Here is a 14,395-nt window from a genome sequence, read left to right as displayed (position 1 = left end):
GAGGTCCTCAGACGGTGGCGTCGCGTTCGGCGAATACCCGGGGGGCAACGGCCAGCGCGGTGGAGGCCGTGGGCCAGCCGGAATAGAAGGCCAAGTGGGTGATGGCCTCGATCAGTTCTTCGCGGGTCAGGCCATTGTCCAGCGCCTTGCCGAGGTGGAAATGCAGTTCGTTGGCCTGGTAGCACGCCACCAGGCTGGCCACGGTGACCAGGCTGCGGTCGCGTGGCGACAGGCCGGGGCGCTGCCAGACATCGCCGAACAACACCTGGTCGGTGTAGTCGGCCAGCGCCGGGGCGATGTCACCGAAGGCCTTGTGGGCGGTGGAAGGACGTTCGTTCATGGTGTTCTCCGCTTGGCGAGTGAACGGCTTGGCCCATGCTAGACCTCGGCAGTCCAGCGATTAAGGGGCGCAATGCACTTGGACCTATGAGGTGCGCTCATGAATTCAGGGTGTAGATACATGAGATACGCTCATAGGCGAATGCGGCTTTTTCCGTCTAATCGACACGCAGGTCTCTGGGTAAAGTTCATCGCAGACGACTTGCCGGGCGTTCCCGCCCGTTGCCGATACAGGAGAGAATCCGATGGACAAACGCACGCTGGGCCGAGACGGCTTGCTGGTATCGACGCTGGGCCTAGGCTGCATGGGCCTGAGCTATGGCTACGGCCCAGCGGTGGATCGTTACGACGGTATCCGCCTGATCCGCACCGCCTTCGACAGCGGCGTGACCTTCTTCGATACCGCCGAGGCCTACGGCCCCTTCGCCAACGAACAGTTGCTGGGCGAAGCCCTGGCGCCGGTACGTGACGAGGTGGTAATCGCCACCAAATTCGGCTTCAAGGAGGGCCACACCACCCTAGGCCTCGACAGTCGTCCGGAGAACATCCGCGCGGTGGCCGAGGCTTCGCTCAAGCGCCTGAAGACCGATCGAATCGACTTGTTCTACCAGCACCGCGTCGACACGAATGTGCCGATGGAGGATGTGGCCGGCACCGTCGGTGAGCTGATCCGCGAGGGCAAGGTGAAACACTTCGGCCTTTCCGAGGCCGGCCCGCAATCCATCCGCCGGGCCCATGCGGTACAGCCGGTGGCGGCACTGCAGAGCGAGTACTCGCTGTGGTGGCGCGAGCCGGAGCGGGAAATCCTTCCGCTGCTGGAAGAACTGGGCATCGGCTTCGTGCCCTTCAGCCCGTTGGGCAAGGGCTTCCTCACGGGGGCTATCGACGATCACACCCAATTCTCGACGAACGACTTCCGCAATATCGTGCCGCGTTTCTCCAAGGAGAACCGCAAGGCCAACGCTGGACTGGTGGAGGTGCTCGGCCGCATCGCCGAGGGCAAGGGCGCAACTCGCGCGCAAATCGCCATCGCCTGGTTGCTGGCGCAGAAGCCATGGATAGTGCCTATTCCCGGTACCACCAAGCTGCACCGTCTGGAGGAGAATCTCGGCGCGGCAACCCTGGCGTTGGACGCCACGGACCTCGTGGCCATCGACGCCGCACTGCGGCAGATCGAGGTCGTCGGTGAGCGCTATCCGGCTCATCTTCAGCAACGGGTCGATAGATGACAGGTCGTCCAGTTGCTAGCGCTTTCGGATGGAGCGGAAAGGAGAGGGCTTATTTCTGCCAATTCGTAGGCTCCGGCGAGTGCTGTAGTGGCGACTGTCCAACTGAGGAGGGTGGTCAGGAGAAGCTGTTTGTGCATGAGACAGGTCCTTGTGTCGGATGAGAAAGAGCGCCAACAAGGTCGAAAATCAACCTTTTGAGGTAGTTCTCGACTTGTGATGTTCTTCATGTCAATGAGGTGGTGCCCAACCATTCAGGTTGAATGGGAGAGGCATCATGGTTGGTACGGATCAGAAAGCACTGGCTGAAGCGGTAGGGCGGGCGATTGCCAAGCAGCGCATGCGCTGTGGGATGACGCAGGACGAGGTGGCGGAAATCCTGGGCGTTGGCAATGAAGCGGTATCCCGTATCGAGCGCGGCATCGTCATGCCCAACATTGCTCGGCTGTTCGAGTTCGCGACGATCTTCAACTGCAACGCGATGGAACTGCTGAGCGAGGCCAGCTAGCGTCCGGATGACCAGGCCACGCGGATCAGCGGATTGCTGAATGCCCTGGAGGAGGGCGACCGTCAGTTGGTCGTAGAGATGGTGGAGCGCTTGAGCGAGCGACTCAGTCGCGGGTGAGGGACGTCACTTCAGCCAGGCAAGATTGAGCTAGCGACGAGGTACGGGTTGTTCGTTGTACTTCGCCCCGCAACGCAGGCAGAGGCAGTCGTACTCCATGAACTGGAAGCGGCGCACATCGCGAATGAAATCGCCGGTGCTGTTCCAGTTCGCCGCCGCGCCGCAGATGCCATCGAGCATCAGGTTGAACGCGTGCTCCAGCGGACTTTCGCAATGCAGGTCCGAGGTGATCGGTTGCTGCCGGGCAGGCGACTGCTGGATGCCGCGCAAGAAACCGTCCAGCGTGCCCATCAGCCGGGCCAGCGCTTTGGCAGCATCCTTGGACAGCACCACGGAAGAGTTACAGATCAGGCACCGTGTGATCATGGTGAGTGCTCCTGTTAGGCGGAAAGTTGAGATGAGAAATCGGCGAGTAGGAGTCCCGACGGCTCCTGCTTATGCCGTCACGGGACTAGAGGGAAATGCGGAGCCCGAGCCGTTGGAGGAGTCGGTGGAACAGGACCAGCGCCAGCGGCCAGAAACGAAACATGAGCACCAGCAATGCAACGGCCACTGCACAGCTGGTCAGCACACCGATGAACACGAATAGCAAACCAATAAAGCGCACCAGGCTCATGGCGCGATCCTCCTCGTAGGTTGAATGGGGGTGACGCCGCGGATGTCTCTCCGCGGCGTGTTGGGCCCGGGCTTCGGCGCGGGCTTTCAGCAGCGTAGACAGGGTGGGTTTCGGTGCGGTGTGTGGCTCTGCTGCAGGAGCAGTTGAAGGGGGCGATTCAGGAGCAGGTTCCGGGAAGAACTCCTCGGCGATGGCCCCCGTTTCCTCGTCGCTGTCCTCGAAAGCGCCATTGGCAAATCCCAGCCGTGCCGTGGCGTCCAGCGCCACCTGGTCGAAGCCGGAGGCCTGACGCGCTTCATCGAGCTCCCGCGCTTGCAGCAGCGCTTCCTCCATCGACAGTCCACTGCGTACCGTGATGTCGACGTAGAAGATCGGCGAGCCGTGGCTCTGCCGGGTGGACTTGCCGCGCAGACGCAGTTCCAGTGGTAGGCACGCCAGGCGGTTGCCGGAGATCGCCTGCAGGTACTGCAGCCGGGCCGCCAGGGTGCGGATGCTGTTGAAACCGGTAGTGCGGAACACGAAGCTGCCCAGCGGATCCTCGTCGCCGATGGCCACGTTGAGACGCCCGTAGGGCTTGCACGCACCGCCCTTGGCCAATGGACAGCCATCCGGCGAAGGGCAGGGCAGCGAGGCGATGCCGTCCTGACCACGGCGCTTGCAGGTCTCGCCGTTGCCGACACACAGCGGCCGCCCGGACTGCCGATCGAACAGGCAGTACTCTGCGCGGAAATTCAGTTCCGGCGCGTTGAACAGCAGGCGGATCGGAATGCTGCGGATCTTGCCGCCCTGGGCTTTACGCAGTTCCTCGTCCAGCGGATGGGGCAGCCAGCCATCGCGCAACTGGACCTGCGAGGTGAGAGTGAATTGATCGTCCTTCTCCGGCAGACGCTTGCCGTTCTTCTCGACGACCTTGCCGATGGAAATCCGCCCGAGCACCGGCGGGGTGATGGCCAAGCCTTTGAGCATGGTGGTTCTCCAGTGGATGAATAAAAAAGACCACCCCGGCGCAGGGGGAGACGCCGAGGTGATCAAGGGGGGGATCGAAATCAGGTAATCAGGAAGCGCCGGCTACCGACCTTGGTGGTGGGGTAGCGCGCCAGCAGGTAGGGCTTCTCCTTGAGCAGCCGCGACACATCGAGCACCACGCTGTCCTTGGCCTTGCGCCAGGACACTGCGCCGTTGGCGAACAGCGCTCGACTGGCATCGCCCATGGCCTGCTGCAGTTGTTGCTTCAGCTCGGCCTCGCGCTTGCCCTGCAACTCTAGGTCGGCGCGTACTACCTGCAGTTCATCGAAGGCTGCCGACAGCAGCGGATCCTGGGTGAAGTCCAGGGTGTGCCCCAGGTCCTCCGGGTACAGGCAGCGCAGGGCCTGCTCCGCCGAGTCGGAACCATCCGCCGGCGGTGGCGTATCGCGTTGCACGTAGCCCCAGAAGTCGCGCTCCAGCTCGATCAACTGGGCAATGAGCTTGTCGTCGCGCTCAATGCGATGGATCTCCAAGTGCTGGCCACCGAGCAGCACTGCCACGTCAGCCGCCTGCTTACCGGTGACGGCTAGCTGGTGCATCACCTGCAACTGCACGTACACCGGCACCCCTTCCTTCCACAGACGGGCTCCGTTGATGCCAGCGGTCTTGCATTCGAGGATCTGGACGTCGCTGGCGCCGATCACCTCGCGGTCGATATTGGCCAACATCCAGTCCAGCTTCGGATCGGGATGCTGCAGCACGGCATTGATCCGCCGCACCCGGTTGCCGGTACGCCGGGCGTAGTGGCTGGCGACGATGGGCTCGAGGATGTTGCCCCAGTAGGTCGGGCTTTCCTCGTCGTTCGGATCGCTCTTGGGCAGCCCGGCATCGCGGCCGGTCTTTTCCAGCCACAGCTCCAGCTGCGACTTGTAGGGATTGAGGCCGACCGCGGCCGCCGCGTCCGAACTGCCGATACCGTGTTTGCGTACCGCCAGCCAGTCGTCACGAGACAGCTCCTTGGTGCCGACCAGGCGCAGAGCAGGGCGCTGCCGTGCCTTACTGGGCGTGGAATGGGCATGCGTCATGAGGATTTTTCTCCGGACATAAAAATGCCCGGCCAGCAGAACTGGTCGGGCATCGGGGGAATGAAGTGAGCAATGGCCGTCAGGCCATCAACGGGAGGACCGCATCCAGGCGGCGCTGCGATCACGCCCACTTATCGGGCTGCACCACCGGCCACGGCGGTCGCCAACTGACATCGCTGTGCGTGATGAGCACGAACCTTCTCGCGCCAGCCGGGCGAGAGTTCCTTGGCCATATCGAGATAGCGCAGTGGGCAGCTGTAGTAGTACGGCGCCATGGACTCGTCCATGGCTTTGTACCCCCACTCACCGCCACGGCGTTGCAGCAGATCACAGCGGATGTAGCGCATGGACTCGCCGGGAGCGAGGTCTGGGTGAACGCCTTCGGTTTTCGCCGTGACTTCGGTGACCGACCACAGCACATTGCCGCGCAAGGTATGCACAAGCACACGAACATAGGCCCGTGCCGTGTCTTCGGGGCGGATCAGATCTTGGATGAGTTCTGCCCGGGTACGGGATGAGAACAGCCAGCCCATGAGAGAGGTCTCCAATGAAATACCGGAGCCCACTCCACAGGAGCGGAACCCCGGCGGGTGGAAGGGAATGCCCAACACCGCGGCTGCTACGGAACTACTGCCGCAGCCGCAGAACCGGTTGGGCGAAGAGGGACAACGGGAAGAGGGAACGGCCGTCAGGCCACCAACTGCAGGGCCGCATCCAGGGCGCGTTGTTTGATCACTGCCCCCTGGCCGAACCAGGCCGAGTCGATGCGGTACTCGTTGCTGCGCGCACGGCGCTCGTGGTCGATGTACTCGGTGACGGCATTGAGCAGGCCCCAGGCAGTGCCATTGGCAGCTTCCAGCTTCCAGCTTCGAGCCACGACCGCGGCCTTCGTACAGGCTTTGCACCCGACGCAGCGCACGTTCGTTCGGCAAGGCATCCGGCAACGGATTGTTGGGCTGGGCATCACAGAGCACCTGCATGAAATAGCCCATTGCCTCGTGCCACTGCACCTTGCGTTCGGCCAGGTGGTGCATGCGGTACATGAACTCGTCCCATTGCGAGATGGCGATACCCAATTGCTTCTTCACGGCCTGGGCGTCGAAACGGGTGCTATGCGGCACCTTGATCGCCCGGGTAGCACCATCGACCGCGATGGTCAGGGTGTTGTTGCACACCACTCGCACGGTGGTTGGTGTTGCCGTGGTGGCCAGGGTGCCGTCGCAGGAAGTGGCCAGCAGCAGGTAGCCATTGACCAGGTCGTTGCCCTTCAGCGAGGTGTTCTGCCCGGTGCGCGCCAGCGCCCAGAACTTGCGGCCGCCTTTGAGCACACCCGCGGTTTCCAACTCGTAGCCAGAGACCTGGGTGAGATCGCGGTAGAACTCCAGGACTTCCCGTGGCTGCACCACCTGGTAGCGCTGGGAGACCACCGAGAGCGGTGCCTTGGTATCGGAGCGGTAGAGCACCTTCTGTTCGGGGAAGGAGTGGATGCTACCCAGATGACCGACCGCGTCCGCCTTGAAGTGGACGGGGCTTTCCTGGATCTGCCAGTCCATGCCGGCCTCGCGCTGCCAGACTTCCAGCGGTTGTTTCGGGGAAAGGCGGCTGCCCAGACCATGCCAGGGGGCTTCGCCGACATAGGCCATGCGTTCGATGAGATGAGCCATGATGAGTTTTCCTGTGAGCAATAGCCGGCATAAAGCGCTGCGCAACGCGCAGCACCGGCGGAAGGGATAAAAGGGAAGGGGAGCGAAGAACGAAGCTGATCAGGTCGACAGGTTGAAGCGATGCCCGCAGATCAGGCAGAGGTTGTTGGCGAGCACGTGGCGATCCAATTGGTCGCCGAGTTGGGCGCCGAGCGCACAACCGCCGACGCCGCCGGTCAGGCCGCGGAGAATGGCGCCGGACAACGAGCCGAGGGTGATGCCCAATGGGCCAGCGATAGCACCGACTGCCGCACCGGCCTGACCGCCGGCAAGAGCGGCGGATGCGCCGCGCGCAGCGCCACCGACCGTGCCGACCAAAGCACCGATCTTCATGGCGGGATGCAGGGTTGCGATCTTGGGAGAGTTACAGCGAGGGCACTGCAATGACATAGCTGGGAAGCCTCCATGGTGGGTATGTCATGGCAGTGATGTAAGTCTGAGATTTTTTTGAATCGAATTGCTGTTGTGTAGAAAGCCCAAAGCCGCTGATCGTGGCCAGCGGCAAGCGGTCCGGCCTGTGTAAATACGTGGACACCAGCTCAGTGCCGGTGGTCGATGTGTTCGTCGACGAGATTGATCTTGGCAAGCTGGGTTTCGATGGAGTGGTGCCCGTCGCCCCTGGCCGCCCTGCGTACCTTCCAGCCGTCCTGTTGAACATTTATATCTACGGTTACCTAAACTGCTTCCAGTCCAGTTGCCGCCTCGAGCGCGAGGCGTACTCAAACAGTGCTACGCAGTGGCTTGCGACCCTTGCAATGCGTTGGAAGGGTAGTTGATATTTCGTTTATCCTTCTGAAACGCTGGAAACTGCCTAAAGGAAGCGGCTCAAGACATATGGCATCAAGGAAGTTGCTAAGCGATCTCAGGGAAGCCGAGAAGCGAAGACGCGAAGGACTGGCGAGTCTGCTAGCAGCCCGCAAGGCTGCCGCAGAGGAAAAACTCACCACCCCCACAAAGCATGCGCCGCCGCCCCGTGTGCGCCAGGCTGCAAATGCTTTACGCGAAGTGGGGCCTCCGCCTCCTGTCGTGCCTCGCACCCAGCAAGCTCTCGTTCCACTGTTTCAGGACGGCAGTCTCCAGCCCTGCGAACCCTCAAGGGCGCTCGTGGCGCTAGCAGACTTATACCTGCATGCGGCTCAGCACCGTTCGCGCCACATCGCGTTGGTCTGGCCGGCATCGCTCAAGACCCTTCCCCTTATACACGCACTCGCCACGCTGACCCGGTGGCATCAAGGTGACAAGCAAGGTGTGCGCGGCTTGCTTTTCCCCGTCAAGACCAATGCCTTCCATTGTCTCAACCACATTCATTTTGACCGGGGCAGCATCCTTCGTATTGTCAAGGAACTGGTGGATGTTGCTGACAACCCACGCGTCACTAGGTCGATGCGTGACAAGGATCCCTTTTACTTCTGGCTGAACGACAGCAGCCTTCGTCAAGTCCTGGGTGAGTGCTTCAATCCAACGATTGGAGAGCTGTTACCTCACTACCTAGCTGCACCTGACTTCAGGGAGTGGAAACCCTGCGACGCTCAGCTACTTGCGCATACTCGAGCGAAGCTCTCCAGGCGAGGGAATACCAAAGAGGCTTTGCAGATGAACAGTGTCATCATGGGCGACCCCCGCACTGCGCCGGATGCTCTCTTTGCACTTGATGGGCGAATGTCCGACAGCGAGCTTCGCCAGGCCTGTAAGGCTCTGGCAAAACTCGGCTCTCCAGAGGTAGTGATAGTGCAAGCCACACGAGCTGTACGCCTCGAGGCCCCTAGATGGAAGCGACAGCTGGCGCGTTTCTGCCTGATGTTGGAGGACGTCTTTCGCGGTTGCCCGCCGGGGATCATCGTCGTTACCGATGAGCCGCACGCTGCTTACGGACTCAAGGCGGAGCTCTGGGAGCAAAACCACAAATGTGACTCGGCGAGTCGATGGCACTCGCCTCACGAGTTCAGGATTTCGGGCATCCCCAGCACTGCAGGGGGCGTGGGATTGTTGGCAGAGGGCGTTCAGGAAACTCTGCACCCAGCCCCGCGCGAGTTCGATGTCCATATCGTAGATGCAGATGCGGCTAAAGCGGCGAACAAGTTCATACACATTGCCAACATTGCGCCGGGAGGCAGGGAGGCCGCCAGGCCGCTCGTTGACGTAGCCGTGTTTCTTTCTCGCCTGGCGGCGCTGCCCTGTGGCGTTCGGCACCTATCGGAGCACCTAGCTGGTCTCGATGTTTCGGACCGTACGCGCGCCGCATTCGACTGGCCCGGGCACATGGGAGCTGTTCACGAGTTCGATCGCAATGTCGGTGTGGGAGACCACCGTCCTGTACTTATGGACTATCTAGATCGCAGCTCGCGGCTGTTCGCTAACTACCATGAGGCAACCCCGTTTGCTCATAAGCTAGCCGAGCTTGTCGCGACCGCCGCGACAGGAAAGAAGCGCAGCGTGGCCATCGTGTTTACCAACGCGCTATACCTGCGCCTGGCTGAGCGTTTCCTTATCGAGTATGAACACTATCCGGAAGGTGCAACTTACGACTCGTTCCTCGAGCGCGTACATCTCGTGTCTGCGCCACATCTCGAAGAGCACCTTGATGCGCTGCAAGGCTCCACACTCGTGTTCGCCGGGCTCAATGAGGATTGCCTGTGTCTATTGCTGACGGACAACCGCATCCCCGCGCACTCTGTACTTCTGTTGACTCAGCGTGCAGGTCAGTTCCTACGCGCTACTCTCAAGCCTATTGTCGAGCAAATGCCAGAGTTCAAGTCCTACAAGCCCAGGATGGAATCCATCTTGCGCCAGCTGAAGGATTTGCCGGAGAACGCCTCGGTCCTTTCTACCGGCGACTATGTGCTTCCCACTTTCCGTGTCGAGTTGTCATCGAATATCACGTCGAACGAACACGATATCGAGCCGGGCTCTTGGATTATTCGGTTCGACACCGGAGTCACCCAGTACCGCCATGACACGTCGGAGGTATATGTGTACGACCCTGCTTCGCAGCTTGCGACAGAAGCGGGGTTCAGGTCTTGCCAGGTTCGGTCCCTGGATGTCGGGGATAAGGTATTCATTATGTCGGCCGACTTGCGCGAAAGGGTCGAGCAAGTGCTTCGTGACGCCGGCGTGCCCATCCAATCAGACAAGACGTTTGAGTCAGCCCTGCGCAGCTATCACGAACAGGTGCAAAAACGCCTTGCGGAGCGGTTCACGCAGACCGCGCTGTCTGACAAGGTGCGGGCGATTCGCAAGAAGATGATTGCGCTCAATCCAAGCCTCGAAAGTACGCTGCCGAGCCTTCCGGCTATGCGTCTCTGGATTGACCTCGGGCGTTCGCCCGACACGCCTTTTGAGCAGCTTCGCCCACAGGCGCCGCTGCGTGAAGCAGCTTTCAAGGCGTTCGCAGAGGTGCTTGGATTCTCTGCGCTGGAGGCTGCCTACCAGTGGCAGCGTGTAATCATGGCTGTGCGCAACTCGCGTCGGCTAGATGGCCGCCATGTCGCTGACATCTATGCATATATGCTCTTGCAGCCCGAATCTGTCATGGCCAATTCAAACATTAGGCGGCAAACACTGATCTCGCTGTTCAGCAAGGCGCGCGAGAACGTTGCCACCGTCGAGCACGTTGCCCCCCTCCAGGAGTCGCAGCAATGAGACAGTCCATTCTTCGTGCCGATCCCGCTGAAATTTCCTCGACTCTCAAGGAGGCTGTCGTCGATAGTCTCCTCAACCTGACGTACGCACAACTCAGTGGGCAAGGGATTACTGGTCAGTATTTATTCGGCGCCCGCCCCAGGATACTTCTGAACTCCGGCTTCTTATTGCCCCAGCGCAGCCCGTCCGGAGACGACGAGGTGACATCTCCCATCTGGGTCTCTTCGCACGGCTTGCAGATGCAGCTCAATGCTGTTGATCCCTCGGTGATGACGGTGTTTCCAAGGCTGAGTGTCTATGTCCGAGTTCTGCCGCGTGAGGAGGATCTCAAGAGGCCGAACTGCCGGCCAGTTTTCATGCTGCGCCAGGCTGTGGTTGACGAGATTAGAGCCGGACGCAACCGTCGATTGGACGAAGAGTGGGAGAAAGTTAAAGGAGCTTACGCCTCGAAGTGGAAGCATCCAGGGTGGGCGGCAATCCGTGTCAAGGTTGTCGACGAAGTTTACGCGGCCAAGGGTATCCCCAGGCACCTGCTCACCTCGGAGCTCCCGCAGGATACGACCGAAACCGATGAGATGCAGGGCGATCTTGATGCTCTTGGTGAAAGTACGAGAGAAGGGATGCCTGTCCAGGCAGGGGAAACGCTTCCTATCAAGGACGAGCACTTCGAACCATTAGCCGTCCCACACAAGTGGATGCGATTGGATATAGAGCTTCCGTCGCTGGAGCTTGATACTTCTAAATCCAAAGAAGCAATTCAGCGCGACATAGAGGGCCACGCTGCTCGGATGAATGAGGCTGTGGCCAAGCGGCTGCAGGACTGGGCTGAAAGCGACGACCCGGACATGGGGGGCAAGGCCTGGGGATATCGACATCAGCTAACCATCCCTGCCAGCCAATACACCAAGTGGGCTGACTTTCTTGACTTGGTTCGCAAGTCGCAGCTGCGCATCGCCTTACCGCAGATTCAGTTGAATTGGAACCTCGAGCTGCACACCGACTGGATCGACCCCAGCAAGCGTAGCTTCTTTCTTGCGCTTGAGAACATCAGCAACATGCCGGGCCAGCATGTCGACGAGACGGAAGAGGCTGTTTTCCTTGTGTCTCTTCGGGCACAGCTACCGGCTACGCTTCATCACGCGCTGAAACTGGAGCGAATCGATCCGTCCTACCGTTACAACAAGTACCTGGCCTATCCGGCTATGGGCCACAACGGTGGCGTTGTGCAAGTGCAGTCTGACCCTTTGATTCGGGTGTTCGAGACAACTTGGACACCCCGCTATACGCAGCCTCGCATCATTCCTACGAACGCCAATGGGGTCCAGTGCCGAGTGCGTGCGCTCTCGCAGCCAGGCGGACTGGACAGCTTGGCACAGCTAGTGCCAGCAATGCAGGAGTGGCTCGAAGGCCTTCCCGCGCAGGTGAATCCCGCCGAAGGGCTGGATCCCTCTGACACGGCCGGCATAGCTCGCGAAGAAGAGGCATTCAAATTGGACCAGCAGAAATGGGCCTCCGAGATGAAGGCGGTAGCTGCGGGGCTGAAATGTTTGGAGGAATCACGCGTAGCCTGGTGTAAGCGCGGCCCCCAGACTGATCCGAAGGCAGTCGTCTATGAAGCCTGGCTCGCCATGAACGAGTCGATGGCAAACTTCATGAAGGCCCGTTTTGGGGGCGACGCGAACGAGTGGCGCCTGTTTCAACTGGCCTTCATTATCGCCAACATCCCCGCACTAGTATCGCGCACCCCGGAATTCTTACACTTCTACGATGAGCACAGAGACGACGCCGTCACGCTACTGTACTTTGCCACCGGTGGCGGCAAATCCGAGGCGTTCTTCGGGCTCCTTGTCTTCAATCTCTTGTTTGACCGGCTGAGGGGAAAGCACCGCGGGGTGACCGCCCTAATTCGATACCCGCTGAGGCTGCTGACGATTCAGCAGGCCCAGCGGTGCGCGCGCGTGCTGGCACACGGCGAGCGAGTCCGCCGTCTTCACGGGTACGGAGGAGGGCCGCTTTCCATCGGCTTCTGGGTCGGCAGCGGGGGCTCCCCGAACCGTCATAGTGACAAGGGGGTCAAGAGCATACCGACCGTCTCGTCAGTGCCTCCTGTGCTGGCTGACGAGCTGGCCCTTCGGGAGAATGACTCCAAGTACTCTGCGGCCATGCGCGCATGGCGCAAGCTTCCCAAGTGCCCGTTCTGTGGCTGCGAAACCGCTTTGCGACTATTCGTCGATCATGGAGATCAGACGCTGGGCCACGTTTGCACCGACATCCACTGCGACTCCAACGAGGGCCAGTGGAGGCCACTGCCATTCTACATTGTCGATGACGACATCTATGACTTGGCTCCATCCGTCCTCCTAGGCACGGTCGACAAGTTGGCACTCATCGGCCATTCGAGTCGAACCATCCGACGCATCTACGCGATGTTCGGAGCTGCGCCTTGGGTTAATCCGGCCAATGGACGATTGCATGTACCGACCGACAATCGTGACCTGTCCGCGGGACCAGCTGCCAAGGGTATGGACGGGGTATATCCCGCCTACAAGTCCGGCAGGCGGCTCTTTCACGACCCGTTCCCAAGCCTCATCATCCAGGACGAGGCACACCTGCTCGACGAATCGCTGGGCACCTTTGCCGGCCTGTTTGAGTCCACGCTGGATGCGGTCTTCGAATACCTCGCCAAGCCACTCAGTGGCCTGGTGGCAATAGACGAGCAAGGTCGTAGGCGTCGGGCCAAGGTCATCGCAGCCTCTGCCACGGTATCCGACCCCGAGAGGCAGCTGGAGCACCTTTACCAGCGCTCAATTCCGGCAACCCAGTTCCCGGAACCTGGCCCGTCGCTTTACGAGTCCTTCTATGCGAAGCCTGCGCAGGCCGCAGAAACACACCGTCAGACCCATCCGGACATTGAGGTGGCAAGTAGGCAGGCCCGTGTGTACACGGCCTTCATGACCAACGGCAAGCCGCACACATCGACCAGCGTCGCGGTGCTATCTAGCTTTCACCTGACAATAACCCGCTTATTCGACAACCTGACGAGCGGCGTCGAGCAGCTGTTTCAGTCTGCGCGCCAAGTGCTGATGGACCATGTCTCTCTGGGGGCGCTTCACGGGCTTCATAGGCAGGCATTATCCGCTGCCAGCGCTTCGGAGTTAGCTACTCTGGTTGATCTTCATCGTATTGCGTTGACCTACGTCACCAACAAGAAGGGTGGCGACCAAATCATGGCGGCCGAGGTGGAGGAGACGCGCAAGCGGCACCTCAATGAAGGCATCGGCCTGGAGGGGCTGGACACCCGACTCATCACCGGCTCGGTGGAGCAAGGCGAAATACAAGGTGTTGTAGATACCGCGCAACTTCGGGTTACTCCGGGACAGCCTCTGCCACCGTTGCGAGAACAGCTGCGTTCGGTAATCGCGACTTCAGCCATCTCTCACGGCGTCGACGTCGACGAGTTCAACTCGATGTTCTTTGCCGGTATGCCTTCGGATATCGCAGAGTACATCCAGGCTTCCTCGCGCGTCGGACGTACGCACATCGGCTTTGTCGTTCTGGTGCCCACGCCTCAGCGTCGCCGCGACCGGCACATCGTGCACGTGTTCGATATCTTCCATCGCTTCCTGGAGCGGATGGTTCAACCGGCGGCCATCGACCGCTGGGCAGAGAGGGCTATCGAACGGGTATTTCCTAGCCTGTTCCAGGCCTACCTGCTGGGCGTGGTTCCCAGTCGCGAGCTGATTCGGTTGCCAGAGGACGAGAAAGGCAAGACGCCTGACTTCAGCTTCATTCCCAACGTACGCAAGGAGTTCAACTCTCGAGGCGATGCGTTCATCGACGAAATCGACAAGTTTGTTGAGCTCGCGGTGGGATTGTGCAGTGCGTTCTCGCCCGAAGGTGAGGAGCATTACCGTGTTCGCATCGACCAGAGGACCCGCAATCTCATCGTGAATACATGGAGCAGCCCGGTCTGGGGCAGCGGTACCATGGACGGGTACTTCAAAGGCCAAACGGACCTGATGCTCAAGCCGATGACATCGTTACGCGATGTGGATCAGGGCGGCGTCATCCAGGCCTCGACTCGCGACGTGGCCGGCTACAACCAGTCGTTTGGCGAGGTCCAGTTGGTGATGGACCTCGTTCGCCACGGTGTGTCTAACAGCGATAGCGCGGACAACGCGCAGACGGGGGACTGA

8 protein-coding genes and 4 pseudogenes are annotated in these 14,395 nt (G+C 60.5%); 5 read left to right on the top strand and 7 right to left on the bottom strand.

Translation table 11 applies throughout. From position 1 onward, the window contains the following. Positions 1–7: 7 nt before the first annotated feature. Positions 8–340, bottom strand: a complete 333-nt coding sequence (locus FG99_RS13875) for a carboxymuconolactone decarboxylase family protein (RefSeq protein ID WP_043270415.1) — start codon at positions 338–340, stop codon at positions 8–10. Between the two features lie 244 nt (positions 341–584). Between FG99_RS13875 and FG99_RS13870 the strand changes: the two genes are divergently transcribed. Beyond that, positions 585–1,568, top strand: a complete 984-nt coding sequence (locus FG99_RS13870; RefSeq protein ID WP_043270413.1) for an aldo/keto reductase — start codon at positions 585–587, stop codon at positions 1,566–1,568. Between the two features lie 274 nt (positions 1,569–1,842). Beyond that, positions 1,843–2,190, top strand: a pseudogene (locus tag FG99_RS13865) (helix-turn-helix domain-containing protein). A gap of 30 nt (positions 2,191–2,220) precedes the next feature. On the opposite strand, the gene FG99_RS13860 reads toward FG99_RS13865, so the two are convergent. The 6 genes and pseudogenes from FG99_RS13860 to FG99_RS13835 all read right to left on the bottom strand — a co-directional run bounded on the left by FG99_RS13860 (position 2,221) and on the right by FG99_RS13835 (position 6,893). After that, on the bottom strand, positions 2,221–2,556 hold the full coding sequence (locus FG99_RS13860) for a hypothetical protein (protein WP_043270411.1): 336 nt from the start codon (positions 2,554–2,556) through the stop codon (positions 2,221–2,223). Between the two features lie 298 nt (positions 2,557–2,854). Next, positions 2,855–3,772, bottom strand: a pseudogene (locus FG99_RS13855) (hydrolase or metal-binding protein); the annotation flags it as partial. A gap of 80 nt (positions 3,773–3,852) precedes the next feature. Then, on the bottom strand, positions 3,853–4,857 hold the full coding sequence (locus FG99_RS13850) for a YqaJ viral recombinase family nuclease (RefSeq protein ID WP_043270409.1): 1,005 nt from the start codon (positions 4,855–4,857) through the stop codon (positions 3,853–3,855). Between the two features lie 131 nt (positions 4,858–4,988). Beyond that, entirely contained in the window at positions 4,989–5,390 is a 402-nt protein-coding gene (locus FG99_RS13845; protein ID WP_043270405.1) for a hypothetical protein, read from the bottom strand. Positions 5,391–5,545: 155 nt separating this feature from the next. Then, positions 5,546–6,521, bottom strand: a pseudogene (locus tag FG99_RS13840) (DUF932 domain-containing protein). A gap of 99 nt (positions 6,522–6,620) precedes the next feature. Next, positions 6,621–6,893 (bottom strand): hypothetical protein, encoded by a 273-nt coding sequence (locus tag FG99_RS13835; protein WP_177330905.1) that lies wholly within the window; start codon positions 6,891–6,893, stop codon positions 6,621–6,623. A gap of 197 nt (positions 6,894–7,090) precedes the next feature. Here FG99_RS13835 and FG99_RS13830 point away from each other — a divergent pair. The 3 genes and pseudogenes from FG99_RS13830 to FG99_RS13820 all read left to right on the top strand — a co-directional run. After that, positions 7,091–7,336: pseudogene (locus FG99_RS13830) on the top strand (transposase); the annotation flags it as partial. 58 nt (positions 7,337–7,394) lie between these two features. Continuing rightward, positions 7,395–10,199, top strand: a complete 2,805-nt coding sequence (locus FG99_RS13825) for a hypothetical protein (RefSeq protein WP_177330904.1) — start codon at positions 7,395–7,397, stop codon at positions 10,197–10,199. Beyond that, positions 10,196–14,395 carry a DEAD/DEAH box helicase family protein gene (locus tag FG99_RS13820; protein WP_043270398.1) on the top strand — a complete coding sequence of 1,400 codons (4,200 nt, stop codon included), beginning with the start codon at positions 10,196–10,198 and terminating at the stop codon, positions 14,393–14,395. The genes FG99_RS13825 and FG99_RS13820 overlap by 4 nt, the downstream gene beginning before the upstream one ends.

The organism is Pseudomonas sp. AAC (assembly GCF_000725445.1).
GTDB classification, from domain to species: domain Bacteria; phylum Pseudomonadota; class Gammaproteobacteria; order Pseudomonadales; family Pseudomonadaceae; genus Pseudomonas; species Pseudomonas citronellolis.
Note: the sequence above shows the minus strand (reverse complement) of the source record. Positions and strands in the feature narration are given on the sequence as shown.